The organism is Vibrio caribbeanicus ATCC BAA-2122 (assembly GCF_000165125.1).
In the GTDB taxonomy this organism is placed as follows: domain Bacteria; phylum Pseudomonadota; class Gammaproteobacteria; order Enterobacterales; family Vibrionaceae; genus Vibrio; species Vibrio caribbeanicus.
In genome coordinates this window covers 22,433-40,842 of sequence record NZ_AEIU01000002.1, presented here as the reverse complement: position 1 = coordinate 40,842, position 18,410 = coordinate 22,433, and the positions used below count along the sequence as shown (strand labels likewise).

General features: G+C 40.1%; 18 protein-coding genes. 6 read left to right on the top strand and 12 right to left on the bottom strand.

Annotated elements, in window-relative coordinates; all coding sequences use genetic code 11:
• The first annotated feature begins 36 nt into the window (after positions 1-36).
• The 4 genes from RH40_RS00195 to RH40_RS00180 all read left to right on the top strand — a co-directional run bounded on the left by RH40_RS00195 (position 37) and on the right by RH40_RS00180 (position 2,605).
• A complete protein-coding gene (locus RH40_RS00195) occupies positions 37-402 on the top strand; it encodes a nuclear transport factor 2 family protein (protein WP_009599209.1) in 366 nt (121 codons plus the stop codon).
• A 49-nt stretch (positions 403-451) separates the two neighbouring features.
• Positions 452-916, top strand: coding sequence for a cupin domain-containing protein (locus RH40_RS00190; RefSeq protein WP_009599208.1), 465 nt, complete (start codon positions 452-454; stop codon positions 914-916).
• Between the two features lie 8 nt (positions 917-924).
• Positions 925-1,770 (top strand): sulfurtransferase, encoded by an 846-nt coding sequence (locus RH40_RS00185; protein WP_009599207.1) that lies wholly within the window; start codon positions 925-927, stop codon positions 1,768-1,770.
• 313 nt (positions 1,771-2,083) lie between these two features.
• Positions 2,084-2,605 carry a hypothetical protein gene (locus RH40_RS00180; protein ID WP_139056825.1) on the top strand — a complete coding sequence of 174 codons (522 nt, stop codon included), beginning with the start codon at positions 2,084-2,086 and terminating at the stop codon, positions 2,603-2,605.
• Positions 2,606-2,709: 104 nt separating this feature from the next.
• Here RH40_RS00180 and RH40_RS00175 read toward each other — a convergent pair whose 3' ends face one another.
• Entirely contained in the window at positions 2,710-5,073 is a 2,364-nt protein-coding gene (locus RH40_RS00175) for an SGNH/GDSL hydrolase family protein (protein WP_009599205.1), read from the bottom strand.
• A gap of 677 nt (positions 5,074-5,750) precedes the next feature.
• Here RH40_RS00175 and RH40_RS00170 point away from each other — a divergent pair.
• Both RH40_RS00170 and RH40_RS00165 read left to right on the top strand, forming a co-directional pair.
• A complete protein-coding gene (locus RH40_RS00170) occupies positions 5,751-6,977 on the top strand; it encodes a sulfite oxidase (protein ID WP_039953874.1) in 1,227 nt (408 codons plus the stop codon).
• Positions 6,974-7,372 (top strand): cytochrome C, encoded by a 399-nt coding sequence (locus tag RH40_RS00165; protein WP_206536081.1) that lies wholly within the window; start codon positions 6,974-6,976, stop codon positions 7,370-7,372. Before RH40_RS00170 ends, RH40_RS00165 begins: the two co-directional genes overlap by 4 nt.
• A 354-nt stretch (positions 7,373-7,726) precedes the next feature.
• Here RH40_RS00165 and RH40_RS00160 read toward each other — a convergent pair whose 3' ends face one another.
• From RH40_RS00160 to RH40_RS00110, 11 genes are all read right to left on the bottom strand, one after another.
• Positions 7,727-8,362: a class I SAM-dependent methyltransferase gene (locus RH40_RS00160; protein WP_009599202.1), complete on the bottom strand. Its 636-nt coding sequence runs from the start codon at positions 8,360-8,362 to the stop codon at positions 7,727-7,729.
• 331 nt (positions 8,363-8,693) lie between these two features.
• Positions 8,694-8,954 (bottom strand): DUF5062 family protein, encoded by a 261-nt coding sequence (locus tag RH40_RS00155; protein ID WP_009599201.1) that lies wholly within the window; start codon positions 8,952-8,954, stop codon positions 8,694-8,696.
• 135 nt (positions 8,955-9,089) lie between these two features.
• Positions 9,090-9,737 carry an outer membrane beta-barrel protein gene (locus RH40_RS00150; RefSeq protein ID WP_039953904.1) on the bottom strand — a complete coding sequence of 216 codons (648 nt, stop codon included), beginning with the start codon at positions 9,735-9,737 and terminating at the stop codon, positions 9,090-9,092.
• 200 nt (positions 9,738-9,937) lie between these two features.
• Positions 9,938-10,462: an outer membrane beta-barrel protein gene (locus tag RH40_RS00145; protein ID WP_050790404.1), complete on the bottom strand. Its 525-nt coding sequence runs from the start codon at positions 10,460-10,462 to the stop codon at positions 9,938-9,940.
• 2 nt (positions 10,463-10,464) lie between these two features.
• The gene (locus tag RH40_RS20750) at positions 10,465-10,659 is read right to left on the bottom strand and encodes a hypothetical protein (protein WP_009599198.1); all 195 of its coding nucleotides are present in this window, start codon (positions 10,657-10,659) and stop codon (positions 10,465-10,467) included.
• Positions 10,660-10,837: 178 nt separating this feature from the next.
• Positions 10,838-11,959 (bottom strand): CRISPR-associated ring nuclease Csm6, encoded by a 1,122-nt coding sequence (csm6, locus tag RH40_RS00135; protein ID WP_039953901.1) that lies wholly within the window; start codon positions 11,957-11,959, stop codon positions 10,838-10,840.
• A gap of 554 nt (positions 11,960-12,513) precedes the next feature.
• The gene (locus tag RH40_RS00130; RefSeq protein ID WP_009599195.1) at positions 12,514-13,371 is read right to left on the bottom strand and encodes an endo alpha-1,4 polygalactosaminidase; all 858 of its coding nucleotides are present in this window, start codon (positions 13,369-13,371) and stop codon (positions 12,514-12,516) included.
• A 182-nt stretch (positions 13,372-13,553) separates the two neighbouring features.
• Positions 13,554-14,165 (bottom strand): hypothetical protein, encoded by a 612-nt coding sequence (locus tag RH40_RS00125; RefSeq protein WP_009599194.1) that lies wholly within the window; start codon positions 14,163-14,165, stop codon positions 13,554-13,556.
• A gap of 190 nt (positions 14,166-14,355) precedes the next feature.
• Positions 14,356-15,660, bottom strand: coding sequence for an MATE family efflux transporter (locus tag RH40_RS00120; RefSeq protein WP_009599193.1), 1,305 nt, complete (start codon positions 15,658-15,660; stop codon positions 14,356-14,358).
• Positions 15,661-16,279: 619 nt separating this feature from the next.
• Complete coding sequence (locus RH40_RS00115; RefSeq protein ID WP_009599192.1) at positions 16,280-17,188, bottom strand: HNH endonuclease; 909 nt, start codon at positions 17,186-17,188, stop codon at positions 16,280-16,282.
• Between the two features lie 177 nt (positions 17,189-17,365).
• Positions 17,366-17,770, bottom strand: a complete 405-nt coding sequence (locus RH40_RS00110) for a hypothetical protein (protein WP_009599191.1) — start codon at positions 17,768-17,770, stop codon at positions 17,366-17,368.
• Positions 17,771-18,410 lie beyond the last annotated feature (640 nt).

Here is an 18,410-nt window from a genome sequence, read left to right as displayed (position 1 = left end):
ATAAAAAACAGACCACTCAACATAAGAGGAAATATCATGTCATACAATGCACAAGAACAAGCCGTTATTGATACTGTTAATTATTATATTACTGGAGTAGAGAGCAAAAAAGATGCGAAAGAAAATATAGAAAAAGCTTTCTACTCTAGCACCAACCTTCACTCAGTCGGAGCAGACGGAACACTAGAATTTCTACCTCGGGACGCGCTCGTTCAATACGTAACAGGAGATATGCCTGAAACGATAGGCGAGATATTAGCGGTAGAAGTGATCAACGACATGGCTTTAGTCAAAGTACGGCTCATATTGAAAGAGTTTGATTTCTTCGATTACCTCACTCTACTTAAATTGGATTCAGGCTGGAAGATTGTCAGTAAGACTTTCACCATTATTGACAAATAAATCCATATAAAACAACGATTAATTTAGATCTTATATATGAGACATCAATATGAAAACTAAATCAAAAAAGAGACACCTTCTATTAAGCCTACCTGTCCTCTTGTCCATTTTTACCAGTTGTGGTGTTCTAAGTAGCGAGTCAACGGAAAAAGCTTTGGTCTATTCTCACGATAATGAAAAACTTAAGTGGGTGAGTTGTCCGGATTTTCTGCCCTGTGAAGTTGCGCCTCTAAATGGCGCACTGGGAACACCAAATAATGACGTTTTTATTCGGTTCCCTAGCAAGGCAAAGATTCCATTCCATACCCACAGTTCTAACGAACACATGGTGCTCATTGAAGGTGAATTTCACACGACTTATGTAGGCCAGAACAGAGTGATACTCAAGGCCGGAGACTACGCTTATGGCCCGGGAAACCTTGCTCATGATGGATATTGTGCGAGTGACGAAGCATGTATTATGTTTGTCGCTTACGAAACAGCCATTGACGCTGTTCCGTATCCAAGTAAGTAGGAGGTTTCATGCTAAGTACGAATATAGAAACTCCGCTTATCTCTGCCACTGAGCTAGCAGAAATACTTAATGAGTCTCATGTAAAAGTGTTTGATGTTCGTGGACGTTGGGGACAAAACAACCAAGATGCTTATTCAGAGTACCTAGATGAGCATATTGAAGGAGCACACTTTTTGGATTGGTTGCAGTACTTTGTCGAGACAGACGTCCCGATAAGTCAAGCATCAGTCGCTGGCAAAGAGAAAGCACAAGCAGATTTTTCTGCTTTGGGAATTAACCAAAACGATCTGGTTGTAGTGTATGACGATTATCATCATATGCTAGCAGGACGAGTTTGGTGGGCAATGAGCTATTGGGGATTCCAGAACGTGAAAGTACTAAATGGTGGCCTCTCGTACTGGAAAGCAAAGCATTTACCTGTCTCAACATCGGTAAAAACTCTAGGTAGAGGAACCTTTTTAGTTTCAGAGCAACCACAGTATAGAGTAACTACCAATGAGGTGAGTCAGCGCTCCGAGGATGTACTGTTGGTGGATGCAAGAGGTAAAGCGGGGTTTGATGGAAAAATTACAGACCCCGAGTCGGGACACATTCCAGGGGCAATAAATATACCATTTCTATCACTAATTGATAAGGAAACAGGTTTATTTAAGTCTCATGATGAAATAAACAATATTATTAAACAATCGATAGATGATATCGAGCATAAGATTATTATTTCCTCATGTGGTTCTGGATACGCTGGTACTATTTTTTTAATCGCACTTAAGTTAATAGGAATTAATTCTCCTTTGTATGATGGCTCAATTTCCGAATGGAAAATGATGAAAAATCCATTGGTTCAAACAAAGTGAAAAAATTGAACTACAATCAAGATTCAGTAACTTTTTATCATCATAGTTTCTTGTTTTCGCGCCCCTTTTTTAAGGAGGTACCCTCGTAGAGGAATACCATAGCGAATTAACCTTGCCTTTGCCGCACTGTCCCCTCAGCGCGGCATTTTTTTATTAACAATGTAAGCACTATTTATAACAACTAAATCATCAATAAATTAATAAAGAAAAAATATTTTTTTTTGAACTTTAATTCAAAAAAACGGTATACAATTGAGGGCCAATAATTTGTAAAATATACAATTTATCTATCAATAAAATAACAAATATAATTATGAAATTAATAACAAAAAAAACACATCTTTTAGTGGTGAGTACGTCAATCATATCTATGAACATTCAAGCAACAACCTTCAACCAAGACATTGTTGGTGTTTGGGAAGCTCGGTGTTTTCCAGTCTACGATCTTCAGTTTCAGACTATCGTTAACTTCAACTCTACCATGTTGACCATATCACCACAGTTCAATGTATCGAGCTATGTAAAAGTCTACGATGCAAACGACAGAGACTGTGCGAGTGATTACCAGTCTATTCAACTTAATAGTCGCTTTGTGATCCAAGAAGCCGACTACAGTATTGATGGCTTTCCAATTCAATTTGTTGATATTGAGACTCAGAATGTCAATCCAGCCACCGTGAGATGGAATCAGTCTCCGACTATATTTAGCATTGGTTTAATTGATAACGATATCCTCTACCTTGGCCAATCAACGATTGATCACTCAGGAAGAGATAACGATAGCCGCCATAACCAGTTAAATATGGATGCCCCCTTCTATCGTGCTCTACAATAGATCTTGGTTAGCTAATTCATTAACAAAACAAGATTTTTGACTGAGGCTCCCTCAGTCAAAAATCGTTGCTGTCCTATCTCGATTCAATCGCGCTAATTACCTTTCTAATCGCATCCTTTTCCTGCGATACAGACCGAATAATCTTCATTAAAGCAACGCCCATCTGTCGTTCCCCAAGCACCGTGACTCACAGCCAGTACTTTACAAACACCATGTGTTTGTATCTTTTCAGACTTAACAGAGAAGTCTGTATAAGGCGACTTGAGGTTAAATTTTAATCGAGAGTAGCTACCTAGCGGAATCACCAATTCTGAACCATCGGTGGGAAATAAACGTAGGTATTCGACTTTTTCTCGACTACGTGAGTAACCACGAGCATTAAACACAGTAAATACGGAGCAATTCCCATCAGGACAATTCGGGTTTGCTGAATGATTTACAACTCTGTAGGTCTTTGGAGTAAATCCATCAGAGTGAACATACTTGTCGTTACCATTTCGAAAGTGACACGTTTCACCATCAGCGCAACCTGCAAAGTCCGGAGCTTTGTGTGTATTATTTGCATAATCGAGTAGTCTAAAAAACGCACTACGTTCCCATGGTGTTGTTTGTGGCCTAAAGCCCTCTGTATGAAAAATATCGGCCATCATCATCGATGATGCATAATTATTTGGTCCGATAAGAAGTTGAAAAATAAAATGAGATGCGAGGATAAAATGTGTCTTAGTTGATGGGTGAACAGCTCCTCCTACGACCGCTTTATTGACTAAACTCGGGCGGTACGGAATGAGGGAGTCTTGGGCAAAGTTGTCCATCGGCCCTGCGGTTATCGAACCGACTCCTACCGTTCCAGCCGTCTCATTATCACCCCGTAAGTTAAACACCCCTAAAAAGTTACTACTGTCGTTGATGTTGCGAAGAAGAGAATTGTTTTCGCTTGGTTGATTGAGCATGGTTTTGGGCTGCCCCCATATCTGAGCCGAAATCCCCTGATAGTAGTTGCCTTCGTATAAGCCATCAAAAAAACCATAGCTCGCTTTTAATCGTTGAATATTGCCTAGCCAAGAATGAGTAGGTATATACATAAATTCTATATGTGGGTAATCACTTCTAAGTTGCTCATATGCTCGAGCCAATCGTCGATTAAATAGTACAACTTGCAACCGAAATTGATCTAAGGTTGTTGCCGTGATCCCATCTCGCATTGAATGATATAGTTGAGGCGCAATGCTGATATCAGGAAGTTCAAAAAGGACAATGCTGATTCGATCCTGTTCACCCCGGTTAAGCTTTGCAATCAAATTTTGGCGAATATTGTTTACCAAGGATTCAGAGACCATAGGGTAATTTCGCTCTATCTCTCCACCCGCCATAGCCATAAAGTCATTGCCTCCCATTAGAAAAGTCGTCATCACTTTACGTTCGACACTTGTACTACGCAGCCTACGTTTTAAATGAGGCATTGCGACATTCAGCTCATCCTCCAAGCTCGGTGACATCGGAAATCCAGAGGGCATGAATATGATATCCGTATTCAGTTTTTCGATATGCGTCGCTGCGCTTAAATTCGCATCAAATCGACGAGTCACTCTCATACCACCAAACGCGTAGTTGTGACCCGGAATCCCCGTCAACATACTCACATAGTCAGGCCACATTAAACCGTCTGCCCAGCGACCATTATAAAACACACCTTTGGGCAGATCCCCACCGCTGATGCTAAACGCATTGTGAGTATCCGTCAGACTGTCACCAAAAAAGAAGATATCACTGTATGGTGTCTGATTTTTCGGCAGTTCGGCAACCTGTATTAGATAAGTAGGCTGATGGTGTGTGCTTATATATTGGTCTAAAAATCGTTTTGTTTGTTGCGAAAGGTCAGAGTGACACTTGTTGAGGGCAGGGTTTGAGTGATAGGAACACCAAGTGTATATATGTCCATTATCAATCAGCGTACCCTGCATCGATCCTGCTCCATCATGTTGGGCCAGGTTGTACTCGATATTATTACTTCCAACGGTAAAATTACGTGAGCCAAACTGAGACATAAAATCTTGATAAGCGCTTGCGGGCAGAGTCGAGCAAGAATAAAGATCTAATGCTGTGAAATTTGGCCACGTTATCGCTTTTCCGAGACCAGAAGCATTAAGGTTAAAATCTAATGTTGATGAAGATTTCATTACCCAATTGTGGCGTGAACCATCCGCTGAAACAGAATTAGGATATAATTTACTTTGAGTGCATAATTTAGGAAATATAAAACTAATAGTATCATCAACCGACAATATTTCTTTAGCATTTAATGAATGATGAACAATATCAGACTCATTACTTACAGTAGATAAATCTAATACTTTATTGGTTTTATTTACAACAACCATATTGATAGATGGTTTTGTATCATCGGCGTATAAATTAAAAATAGGCATAGCAGCGCAAAAAAGCACCGTTAAAGTACCAAACTTCATAGCTCTTCCTGAAAAATAGAATTATTGAATTAAAAACTCTTTTTTTATCATAATTATACAAGCACGAATATATTCGAGTTTTTATGATTGATCATATACCCAAGTGACTTCAAAATGCAGGATTCAGAGCGATGCCACAGTGTTGAGTTCAAGGAAAATAACGCAGCGTAATAGTCGACTCTTACCAAGTTGTTTGACGATGCAATCGGCACTGTGGCAGGCTACCAAAGGGCGGATTGTCTTGCTTTACATGCGTCGTTACCGATTTTCAATTTAGATGACTAGATTTTCAGATCGTTACCTTACCTATATAGCAAGTCTTTCTCACTGAACCTAGCATCTTAACGTTACTTGAGTATATCAGTTAATATATCAGCATCTTTTAATTTATAAAATATAGAAATTAAGTAATAATAATAATTAATTCATCATTTTCTATTTGATCGTATATATACTATGACTTACCACTCTGGTCTGATCTCAATGTTAAATAAGTGTGAACTTAAGTTAAGTATTTCTGAATATCATTCTATTAGAATATTCGTTCTAATGCGCGCAGATTTAATTTTAAAAAACACCACTCTATAAAAATTAAAAATAAAATAATCATTAATGAATAACGCGTTAAGGAAAGAATTTAATAACAATATTTAAAAATTATATATGGATGTGAGCAAATAAATATGGATAGAAGAAATTTTATAAAGACTGTAATGTCTGTTGGGGCAATATCCACTTTACCCGTACCGTGGGTATTCGCTCAACAGCGTCCAAAGTTCATCGAGCCGTTAAATATTGATTCATTACGTTGGATGAACGCAGATGATTTGCCAAAAGACTTCACTATACTCAACACAAAACCACTGTGTGCTCATCCCAGTGAGGCGATGCTTTCATCTGCTGTGACTCCCGCTCACCAATCTTTCATTCGGTGGAATGGCCTACTGCCTCACTTCGACACTATCGACCCAGCATCTTGGACGTTTGAGGTAAAAGGAGAATCTGTTATTCGTCCAACGATCTTCACCATAGACGATCTCAAAACTAAGTTCACTCAACATACGCAAGCCTTGGTTATTGAATGTGGCGGAAATAGCCGTAAAAACTTCTACCCTAGTACAAAAGGCAATCAGTGGAATGATGCCGGGGTATATTGCGCTAACTGGACTGGTGTATTACTGAGTGATGTACTTAAATATTGCGGTATCAGAGAGGATGCTGTCTATACAGGCCACCATAGTCCTGATCTTCATCTAAGTGGAAGAGGTGAAGCAATTTCAAGAGGTGTGCCAATCCAAGCAGCACTGACCGAAAATGCACTCATAGCTTGGTCTATGAACGACCACCCCATCCCTTATATGCATGGATACCCACTAAGAATTGTCTTTGGCGGGCGGCCAGGCTCGGTTTCACAAAAGTGTGCCAGCGGTATCAGTGTCAGAAATAAAATCCACGATGGACATAAAATGGCAGCACCGGCTTATCAAGTGCCAAATTACCCTATCGCGCCCGGGGAACAGGTCGCGAACAAAGACTTCCGCATTATTGAAGAAATGATCGTAAAGTCTCTGATCACATCACCACCAAGTGGAACGGAATTAACCTTAGGAAAAGAGCTAATCGTCAGTGGTCACGCCTGGGCTGGATTGAGACGCGTAGAAAAAGTTGAACTGAGTTACGATTACGGAACAACATGGCATCTAGCAAAGCTCAAAGCACCAGTAAATAAAGGAGCTTGGCAACAATGGTACCTATCGCTCTCATTACTCACCAAGGGTTACTATGAAATTTGGGTAAAAGCGACAGACAGCTTAGGAGATAGCCAGCCGGTCGTTCAACCTCAATGGAATCCAAAAGGCTATCTTTTTAATGGCTGCCATCGTATCGCAGTCAGGGTGGTATGATGAAGATTACGCCTTTGAGAAAATTCATCAGAACGACCGTTTTCCTTTGTTTATCACTACATTTAAGCGAACCCGTAAAAGCAAATACACTCGATTGTAGCCGTACACAATATGCCACTGACAAGACAACGGGACTGGTCAAAGCACCTGGTTGGCAATTGGTACTAGGAAATTGCAGTGCATGTCACTCAACAAAGCTAATCACCCAGAACCATGGCACTAAAGCTGAGTGGAGGGAAACAATACAATGGATGATTAACACACAAGGCTTATGGGATTTATCGGATGCTTGGGAGCCAATACTGACTTATCTGAGCCAGTGCTATCCTCAGGAGGAAATCGACATGAGTATATTTAGACGTAAACCACTAGCGAGTCTCTATCAACCCAAGTGATCTCAATACCCAAGTAAAATATAAGTGCATATTTGACAAACCCTGACAATAAAAACTTATACCGTGATACTTTGTTTTTCTTGAGTAAACACATCGTAACACAGATGAATAGATCAAAGACTTTTGGGTAGTGCTTTCGGCGATCCTTTGGGGAACATTAATCATCCAATTATATTGGCTCGCAACCGGACAACTAGAAGCAGGTCACAATCATATATCAACGTCTACGCTCGGTATTGTCGCATTGCAATTTCGTAAGAGAATAGTGAAATATAATGATTTTATTGAGACTAGGAATTTAAAAGAAGAATGGCAACGCTACTCGGAGAGTAACAGATAGGATTAAAACTTGATTCAGGCTTGATGATGCTTGTTAGTAGGCTTGCTGTTCTGATCAAGGACGACCGTTTGCCAAGTTACATCTGTCCTGCCCTGAGCATCGCCTGAATCAGCGATGTAAGCAATGTTAAGACCAATTTGTTTAGTGAGCCTTTCGATCTCTATTAAAGAGACACCGAAACTTTTTCGCCCGTCATCAAAAGAGCCTTGACGCAAGGTGATCACTATCTTGCCCTTTTTGGTTAGCAACTTGGCCAATACCGATAAGGCTTTGTAACGGCGCATGACTGGCAAATGCATCCATACTGCAGAAACCAAAATCAAATCGTAACGACAAGAGAGCTTACGCACTTTATACAGAGTCGGTAATTCATCTTCTAACCACGTGACTTCTTCCGGCGTATTTTCCTCTCCGAGCTTTCGCATTGTTTCTGCAGGCTCAACTGCCAAAACGTTGCAACCATGCTTCGCAAACCACTTAGCATCACGACCTGATCCTGCACCCACATCAAGTACGTTCTTTCCTTTTTTAGGCCAGTCTTTTTTCCATGCATAGTGTACCGATTCGAATTCAATCGAATCGTATTGATTTGCTAGCTCAATCGCATTCTTCTCATAAAAGGAAGAGGTGAAACACATAGTACCAACCATATATAATTACAAGAGGTCTTATATATCTTGGTTTCATAAAAAAATAAGACATCATACGAAAAACAATAAATGTGACACAAGTCACACTTTTTATCCAATTAGACCCGATTTATTGTCACAAATGCCTCAACAACCCAAGGTTGTCAAAGTGACACGGCAAGACGAACTTTCGCTATTTTCACTCCAAGCCTCTTAAAAGCAGTCATAAAAATAACCATAAATGGAAAAGTGACAATTGCGAATTTGATGCCAAAAGTTAGTCACGGTGTCACAAATCTCTTTTCACTTTTACGACAAAGATCACTCTCTTGACTGACAGCAAAACTGACCGTTATTTTAGATCGTCACCATCGGGCAGCACGCTCCGAATCCACAATGCCAAGCGTTTTTTGATGTTTGGCCCATCAAGTTTATCGTCCGGAAGAGGCGTAATTTGCTTAACTTCAACAAGAAACAAATAAACGGCTTTCGTTTTAATAGGCTGAGACGAGGCGGGTAATTCAAGTCCTTGCATTTTTGCCATTTTAAAACCAATTTCGATCGCTTTTTTGACCAACTTATCTTCATTTAAGATTTTGGTGGTTTTTGACATCCATTCACCTCACACTATTTTGATTAAGCCGTGAGTATATCAGATAGTTAGCTGGGACTCGTGCCCATTAAGTCGCAATTTGGCAAAACAATTAAAAAGGAGCCATATGGCTCCTCTGTTGTACTGCTTGTGCGCTTAGAATTTGTATGCAAGTCCAGCATAGAAGCTATCAAGTTCTAGTTCGATGTCACCACCTTTATAGCCAATATCTGTCATAAATAAACGGTAACCCGCCGAAACGCTAAGTTCTGAGGTAATGTCATAACCCACTTCAATGCCATAGTTAAAACCCCAATTTGAGCCATCACCTAGACTCTTAAAATCAGCTTTGTATTTACCAACACCAGCAGTACCACCAAGATAAAAATCTGTGTCTGAGAAATAATACTTAGGCTTGATGTTTAAATTAAAGGCGGTCACTTTCATTTCCGACTTATCATCCACTATATCATAAACCATCCCTGTAGAAGGGTTGCTCATCTTCAAAGTGGTAGAAAAAGAGCCAAACGAAAGATATTCAGCTTCAACACCAACAGCAAATTGATTGTTGAGTAGGATCTGTTTACCTAAATTCAAACCGAAACCTGTCTCTTTCGACATATCGGAGAAATTAACCCTAGCAGGAACGGTGACGCCGTATGAGTCGCTTACTATACCTGAGACAGTACTTTTATGCTCTGCATTTGTGTTTAAGACATTTAAACCAACATACCAGTTATCATCTTGAGCAAATGCAGAAGAGGCAACAGCACTAAGTGCCAAAAGAGAAAAAGCTTTTTTCATTGTAATATACCACTGGATAATAATAATTATAAAGCCGCGCATATTACAAGCTTCATCAATAATATCAATAAAAAATATCGATAGGCAATGAACAATGATGTAAAATTAATCAATTAGGATAAACGGTCGACAGAATACGCGTTATATATTGCTCAATAAAAAAGGAGCCATTTGGCTCCTCTTTTGTACTGCTTGTGTGCTCAGAATTTGTAATCAAGGCCTGCATAGAAGCTATCAAGTTCTAATTCAAAGTCCTGATCGGTATCTTTAACATCAATTGATGTTGTGAACATTCGGTAGCCCGCAGAGAAGGTCAGCTCTGGCGTGATCTCATAGCCCGCTTCGACACCATAGTTAAAGCCCCAATCTGAGCCATCATCCAATTTAAAGTCAACCTTGTAGACACCAACGCCAGCAATAGCACCAAGATAAAAATTGTTTCCTCCAAAGTAATACTTGGGCTTGATGTTGAGATTAGTAGCTGTGACGTCCACTTCCTGTGAGTAACTTACAGTGTCAGTTTCCTGATATACATTAACACCTGAAACTACTCCAGCATTGGTAACCGTATATACATGGTTACCGGAAAATGATCCAAACGACAGATACTCGGCCTCAACCGCCAACGCAAACTGACTTGCCAACAAGAATTGTGTTCCAACATGAATACCAAAACCAGTCTCCGAGGACAGATCAGAAATCTTATCCGTCTCCGTTGTAACCACAGTTACTGGAAATGTGGAAATGGGACATTCGCTACTGTGCCAGCTGGCACCAAGACCTGAGATTTGGATTCGAAAGTGTTCTTCTGATTTGCTTTGGTATTCAAAGCATCGACTCCAAAATACCAATGGCTATCGGCAGCTAAGACAGAATTAGACGCCATAGCGACAGTTAGGACACAAAGAGTGTTTTTTACCATAATGTTCTCTAATTAAGTTATCTATACAAAATAACAAACATTGTACATAATTATCATTTGTTAACAATTCATATAATTGTTACTAACAAAAAATCAACATGGTAAAAATCAAATCATTAAAAATCATGTAGTTACGAAAAAAATGAGCGTGATAAAAAAATGAAAGAAGAAAAAAGTATCAATCCAGCTCAACTTCACCGTTACAGTACGAAAGTTTTAATTGATAACGCTGCTCACCAGCTTCAGATTTTGAGTAAATTTGCAGCCGTTCAAAAATTTGAGGAGGCATGGTTTTCTTCAATTTGGTGTTGATTGCTGAACACACTGGCTGAACAAATTCACGCCCCATTCCGACAAGAGACTTATAGTCCTCTTGGCTAAAATCTTCGGGTGTGGTGTTGAATGTTGAAAAAATACGTGGGTCAGTCCCTACTTCACAATACATCTTTAAAAAAGCAATGCTATGTACTTTGCTGCGCTCAAAATTTCGATTCACCACCACACCATCATGACCTTTATTTAATAGCCATAAATAAAACGCCAATTCCTTAGCAGTCAGCTTAACCTCAACCCCAAGTGCCGAGATAAACCTAGCCGCTTTATTGATTGTGATTACAGCATGCGAGCCTTTTTGCTTCAACAGCCCCATCGTTTTGCTTAATGAAACACTTGCCATATTGACCAACAAGGTGCTGTCAATCGAACCACGCAATCGAATAAAAGGGATCTCCGCAAGGGTAATACTGGCTCGACTTACATCGACAAAGCCATGACCAAACTTGTCTGCTACCCATTTGGGGTGCTTAGTTGGGTACCAAAAATCTTTTACAAATTCATACTGATCATCCACAAAAACATGACTTAGCATATCTTGCTCACGACCGAACATAGACATTGCACAGCCAAAATAAAAGCCAAGTGTCTTTCGTCCTCCAGAAAGAGAAGCATGGATTGCGATGCCTTCATCTTGTGTTAATTCATAGACTTTGCGTGTGATGAATGTCGCCATCGCGGTTTGATCAGCGGCTGATTTCGCATCCTCAATAAAATTGCCCTGCTCGTCTTTGATCAGTAGAATATGACTCTCATCAAACTCAAAATCTGGTAACTGATATTCTTCCTTAAGTGCTTGAAGGTGTCCTTTCCTAAACAGGCCATCGACAAGTGGCTCATAACTTTTCTGAGTGATCATTACGTATACTTCATCAGGGAACGCCTGACCAGACTGATGGATGGCAAACAACGTCTCTGTCAGTAATTGTGGCCTCGCCCCTGGAGTTGATAAAAGGATGTTTTTCATAAGATTAATTAAATTGTTAAGTGCAATGACGATATCACACACCCAATATAAAACTTATTGCATAATTGTATCTATTGCTGCAAAAATACAGCAGATAACCAAGCTAGTGAGCCCTATTACACTCATTCTTACAGAAAATTAGACTCAATTTACGGTTATACGAACCTCTATTTATCTAAATATTTTTGTACCTCAAGGCCAATATTTATGGCAAAAACACCAATCATTAGGTCGCCTGAGAATATAAATAAGATAAATATAAAATGCCCCTAAGAGTGAATAAGTATATAGATCTTTTACTCTATAAAAAGTTCGTAAGCTTACGAAAACAACAAAGAATAATCTAAAATATTGATATATAAAGTTATATTTTTTAAAAAAATACAACTTATTACAGGTTAATAAAAGTTATGACAATTAATTGTGTAGATATTACAATCAATAAAGATATAAAAAATGAATATAAGCGCAAAAAACAGACAGTAAAAAACGATGTTCAAATCTCTCTTGATAACTTAAACATCGTTTAGTTCTTTTAATGATGATTACGCGATTTACAAACAGCTGAATCTAAAACTATCGTCCAAATCAAGAGGTAGAATAAGGGTACTAAATTGCTTATTCCTCGACTCTTGACAGATTGCCGCTCGCTCACTTGCATTGCTAACATACTTATCTAAGTACTCTGCAGTTAAAACAGGTTTTCCCTGATTGATGAAAGGTAGCAACGTATCGCATTCATTGTACTCAAAGCACTGCTCGTTGACCGCAAAGTCAAAGTACTCTACCAACTCTGTCACTTGATCAAGGTCATTTTTCAATCCCACAGCAAGATTTCTTTTGTGTGCCTCGTTGGCAATAAACCGATTGTACGCCAGTTGATCTTGAGCAGTCAGAGTAAAGCCTGATTTGTTGGTATACCCATCCATATTATCTGGCTCAACACCATCACAGCCTTTTTGCTTAGCAACATCCAAACGCTTTTTCATGATGTCATGGACATTGGCCGAGCGTATATCGAGCCAGCGCTCATCTTCCCAACCGTCGAGTGTGTTACCGAGATCGCTTGGGATGAATAAGTCTTTATCATCTCGAAAGTCCTCGAAGGAGCCTGCTGAAAAATAACACACCACTTTCTTTCCAGAGCCTTGCAGGCTTTTTATTGTCGTGGTCGCAGTATCAAAAAGGTCGACATCATAGAGAGTGACGGGATAAGAGGTATTCAAACTTCCTTCAAGCTGCCATTGCCAAGTCACTGAGACCTCAGGTCGATACCAAGATCCCGCTGTAATTGGAGCGACATTAGGATCAAGCCCTCCTTGAGCACTTGAATGATTAGATTGAGAATTATCATCATCTGAATTACAACCAAAACTCAATACTGAACAAAAAATCACCAACAACTGTTTCACGTATTCTCTCTGCCTATTATTCCATCAATTTTATTAAACGTATTTTATAAAATCATTCACCTCAACAATGAATTAGCTATTAAGTGATTTGTTACCAAGAAATATTTTTGATGGCCGAAAAACGTAGCAAGAGATGGTTTAGGCGACGACAAACCCTTGTCTTCGCCTAAAATAAAAGCAGGTTATTCCTGAACAATAGCATTGAACAGCGTATTGGTGAGGTTGGTTATAGTGGTCATATATGACAACGCTTTTTGACTGCTGTCATTACAGACCTTGTAAGTCCCGATAGCCACTTGATCGGCGGTGATCCCTCCAACCCCCGCTATCATCGCACCTTGCAGAACCCCTGCGATGATATCCATTGCATTATATCTTGAGCCTGGAGGAAGGTTATCTTCTGGCGCATAACGGCTTAAATTATAGTTAGTGATGGTATTTAGCGCATCTTGTGCCGCCATTTGTGACAAAGCAAGTTCAACAGAGCAATCATTCATGCCCGACAAGCTACTCGGCATGCGATATGCGTATTTTTGGCTACTGATGTAACTCGTCACCATTGAGCTGGCAGCATTGATCGAGCTTTGATTTCCTCTGTGAGCAGTTTTGTAGGCCAAATTCACGCGAGCAGCAAGGCCAGTCAGTAAATTGGGGTTCGCCTCTAGACTGGCTTGGATTTCAGGAGATGATTGACTTGCCACATCTTGCAACATGCTCGCAGAGAGCAATTCAGAAGAAGCATAACAAGTCGATGTCAAAAGGAGTGCACAAGAAACTAACGTTGTTTTGAACATAGGGTAAGCCTTATTTTATTAATTGTTCAATAACTATAGGTAGCGACTTTTCCATATGCAACTTGATCAATAAATTAATCTGTAACACAACTTCATATAGACCCCTAGCACTGCTAGGAGCCTAACGTGGCACTATTCTATCTCTCCAGTTCATTCCTTGCTCTAATCAAAAAATACTAAAGCTATTGTTTTATAGACATTTTTGTCGAACTTGGCCGATATAAGGATACATAAACGCAAATCGACCAACGTAGAACAAGGTAAAAGACAACCAAAGACCATCATTTCCTAAATTAGGTACAGAAACGAGTTGAACCAATAAGAAAACCACCAGCGTCATAAAGCTTGCATTGCGCACAGGTCTGGTTGTGCCAGTGCCGGTAAATATTCCATAAAAGGTAAGGCCAAACCCGGCAAACAGTGGAAATATCAACAGCCAAGTGCTGAGACTTAGACAAAGTTCTATCAACTCGGGTATCGAAGTAAACACAGAAACTATGTGCCGTTCAAAGATAAAGGTCAACAGAGTCAAGGCCACGATGAGCACCATGGTATATTGAGCTGTGATACAAATAACACTGTCCAGCAGCTTAGGATTTTTTTGCCCTACCGCTTTACCAGCGAAGACACTTGATGCATTGGCGATGCCATCAAACAGATAACTCATCACGTAGACGACTTGAAGAAAAATCGCATTGGTCGCCAACACGTCCGTCCCTAATTGAGAACCAACCCTAGCCACGATGTTAAAGAAGACCAACAAGCACACCGTACGCAGCAATAAATCAATATTCGAGGACAAAATCACCTTGAGCTCTCCCCGCGACAGCGTCAGAGATTTCAAATGATCCACTAAAGAAAATTGGCCTGTCTTTAGCACCAAAGTGATACCGAGTAGTAACGTAGCGACTTGAGCAATCAAGGTCGCGACAGCTACGCCAGCAATTCCCATATCAAAATAAAGCACAAAGAGAATATCCAAGGCCATATTAAGCACATTACCCATCACCTGAATAATCAAAGTCTCGCGCGCTTTTTCCTGTCCCATTAGCCACCCTATCAAGGTATAGTTAACCAAGACAAAAGGCGCACCAAAAATCATAATATCGAAATAAGCTTTAGCGTGTTGGCTGACCGCAGGATCCGGTGCAATGCCCCATTCTGCAACTTGCCAAATCGTGCCTTGCAACAAGATAAATACACACCCAACAAAGGCAGCTAGGACCGCTGGGCGAAGCAAGCTGTTGATTTGATCAGCTGAGTTATTACTGCCCAGCGCCATAGCACTTTGCCCAGTCGTACTGACGCGAAAGAAACCAAACAGCCAATATATGGTGTTCATCACCAAAGTACCAATGGCAATGCCCCCGAGCAGCTCTGTTACACATAAGCGACCGATGACCGCGGTATCAACGGCTCCCAACAGAGGTTGAGTCACCGTCGAGACAACAAAAGGAATGGCGATTTTCAAATATTCTTTATGGGTCAGCTTCATTGTTTTTCGAACTCAGTTTCCAATGGTATTTGTAAGTAACTTGCAGCCTTAATCAGGTTACATTCTTATCCACTCAAGCAATACAAGTGACGCCGTCACGTAATTTAAGGATTAGCCTTGTGCTCTGCCAAAGCCGCACCTCACCTTTCTTTTTCTGAGTACTAAAACAATGAGTCTTTTGGCACAGGAAGCACCGCAGTAGACGCAATAGCGGCTGCGGTAATCAGTTTTTAGACCACATAAATAGACTCAATTGATAATACTAATGATAATTATTCTTGAGATTACTACAAAAATTAGCTTGGTCAACAAGCCAATCGTATTAAAAATGAGAAATAACCGTAAATGAAAAGTTACATTAATTCAATGCTTTATAAGATTAAATTTATATTTAATGTTGCATTTTTGCTATAAATAAAACACCGTTCACGCTATTACTAAAATACACAAAAATAAATTCGTTACATAAAGACAACCAAAATGAGACGAAAGTTCGGATAAAAAACTAGCGAAGGACAAGAGAGATTCACCAGATGAATTCTGGGCTTTTATTCATAATTGTGAGCTGTGATTACGCCAAGAAAACCTTGTATTCAACTCAGCGTATATTGAGGTATTTTTAGCCTTTAAACACTTCACTGCGGTGATAGGCTAGGTAGTTGTGGTGAGATTGGGCAAGTCGAATTTTCATCGATTCTTCAATACCAATGACATTTGGGTGTTCGAGTGACGATGAGATCAGCACCTGTCCACTGGTGTTAAATGAGATAAATCCTTGATCAAAGGCTTTATCCAAAGAAGGCAGCAATAATAGCCCATTAAACTTATCGAGACGCTCTTGGTTATTTGAGGCGCGCCAAGGCTTGATGTGCGATGCAATCAGCATTGATTGAGCTGGATAGCCTGTTACCGAGCAGCCTTGCCATAACTTGATTAATTTCGAGCGAAACTGATCTTGTCCCAAACGGCTTTTTACCAAGATGCTCTTCTCCGTCGACGTGAGCGATGGGTCATCCATCACGGCTTGGATATCATTAAAAATCACGTCATGGGCTACGCCACCAGGCTTTTGGTAGTCCAACTTTGTCATTGCCACTTGATTGTCGATACACTCAGCGAAGTTGCCCTCTAGCGCCTCTTTGAGCTCATCCACCACCAGCTTACTTTGCATATGCTCAAACAGTGCACTATCCAAGTGAGCTCTCTCAATTGCTTTGGCAGAATAACGCTTGGTTGTATCTTTATCGTAACCCTCTCGATAATCAAGATGCCAAAAGCCTTCGCTACGCAGATGAAAGAAGGGATTCTCGGGAGTATCTCTGTCTCGACCTTGAGCGCGCTGATTAAAATGGTGGGTAAAACGCGCTTTGAGCGCATCATTAAGCTTAATCTCAGGAGAGCAAATGACCTTATCTTGAATCAGGTCCATCACCGCAAGCAGCAGGCACACTTTATGTGGGCTTTTGCTGCCATTCGTTTGATTCATACTTAGGTTTTGAAAACGCGACAGGTAGTGATTGAGGGTCATATTGTTATCGTTTTATAAGCAACTGAGCGCTATAAGTTATCAGCCCTGATGCTGGATATCCAGCCTAGGTCTCTCTATAACAATATTTATTTCATGATGTTACACCCAAGTGACCTTAAGCTGAACCGAGCCGCTTAAGGTGACTTGGGTATCCAAAGATAAGATAGAGGCGCCCTTCTATCCCATCTTGTTAAACATTTTAATCAGTGTATTGGCGCGTTCAAAATCACAATCACAGTGGCGCTTGATGCTTCTCATACACGTTAATGTGGCGTTGATCTTGCCTTTGGTATTTAGCACGGACTGCCCCATGGCTTCACTGCGCTTAATTAACTCAGATTTTAACAGCGATGCCTCACGGCGAGAAAGCTCCTCAGCCAGTTTGGTGCGAGTCGCCTCGCCCTCATACTTTAAATACTTCGCCACCAAAGGCCGAAGTGGGCTTTCGCTTTTGGCCCAGCGCAAATTCTCTGCGCTGCTGCCCGACCATCTCTTTTTCGCCGAGTAGTACACTGACCCATCGGCAAATTTCTCTAAAAATAAACAATGCTCACCACGTGGCTTATTGACCGCTTCACTCATAAAATCTCCTATACAAATTGAGCGTTTACTAACCAGTGAAATGTGCGTGGGTATTAAAAGGTAATAACAAAAAAGGAGTCAAACTCAGAGATTAAATACCACTACAAAGCACAGGCTAATCCGATTGAGTCGCAATTATATAGTGTTTTTTTGGCGATATTTTTTCATAAGCTTATGAAGTAAATGACTGAAAAATATAAGACAAATAAAGATAAGAAATGAAGGAATAAAACTGAGGGTTTTATTTTCTTCTAGTGAGGCAGATTTATATGGGCTTTGGGCATAACTATTTTAAGTCGTGGAGTGTATCCGATGATATATCGGATACAAATTCCTACAGCGTAGCGCCGACAATCACGGGCAGCAAAAAGCAGAGCAACGAGTGAGCTGCGCTTTTTGCTGTCCTAATGAACAATTCAGGACAGACACCAAATATAAGTTCCTCATTCTAAACATTGCTCTATAAAATTGGAGTTCGTAAGCTTGTGAATTAGAACCAAATTAATTTATAAAAAGGTCAATATAAGAAATTGTTCGGTACAACAAATATCAAAAGAACTAAAAATTATGATATTCAACATATTTTTTCGACTTATGTGGCTATTAGATTTCGGGCGGTAATGATAGTATTTCTGATAAA

Coding starts and splice junctions, on each gene's coding strand:
- RH40_RS00195 (WP_009599209.1), top strand. CDS start 37: ATGTCATACAATGCACAAGAACAAGCCGTTATTGATACTGTTAATTAT.
- RH40_RS00190 (WP_009599208.1), top strand. CDS start 452: ATGAAAACTAAATCAAAAAAGAGACACCTTCTATTAAGCCTACCTGTC.
- RH40_RS00185 (WP_009599207.1), top strand. CDS start 925: ATGCTAAGTACGAATATAGAAACTCCGCTTATCTCTGCCACTGAGCTA.
- RH40_RS00180 (WP_139056825.1), top strand. CDS start 2,084: ATGAAATTAATAACAAAAAAAACACATCTTTTAGTGGTGAGTACGTCA.
- RH40_RS00175 (WP_009599205.1), bottom strand. CDS start 5,073: ATGAAGTTTGGTACTTTAACGGTGCTTTTTTGCGCTGCTATGCCTATT.
- RH40_RS00165 (WP_206536081.1), top strand. CDS start 6,974: ATGATGAAGATTACGCCTTTGAGAAAATTCATCAGAACGACCGTTTTC.
- RH40_RS00160 (WP_009599202.1), bottom strand. CDS start 8,362: ATGGTTGGTACTATGTGTTTCACCTCTTCCTTTTATGAGAAGAATGCG.
- RH40_RS00155 (WP_009599201.1), bottom strand. CDS start 8,954: ATGTCAAAAACCACCAAAATCTTAAATGAAGATAAGTTGGTCAAAAAA.
- RH40_RS00150 (WP_039953904.1), bottom strand. CDS start 9,737: ATGAAAAAAGCTTTTTCTCTTTTGGCACTTAGTGCTGTTGCCTCTTCT.
- RH40_RS20750 (WP_009599198.1), bottom strand. CDS start 10,659: ATGGTAAAAAACACTCTTTGTGTCCTAACTGTCGCTATGGCGTCTAAT.
- csm6 (WP_039953901.1), bottom strand. CDS start 11,959: ATGAAAAACATCCTTTTATCAACTCCAGGGGCGAGGCCACAATTACTG.
- RH40_RS00125 (WP_009599194.1), bottom strand. CDS start 14,165: ATGTTCAAAACAACGTTAGTTTCTTGTGCACTCCTTTTGACATCGACT.
- RH40_RS00120 (WP_009599193.1), bottom strand. CDS start 15,660: ATGAAGCTGACCCATAAAGAATATTTGAAAATCGCCATTCCTTTTGTT.
- RH40_RS00115 (WP_009599192.1), bottom strand. CDS start 17,188: ATGACCCTCAATCACTACCTGTCGCGTTTTCAAAACCTAAGTATGAAT.
- RH40_RS00110 (WP_009599191.1), bottom strand. CDS start 17,770: ATGAGTGAAGCGGTCAATAAGCCACGTGGTGAGCATTGTTTATTTTTA.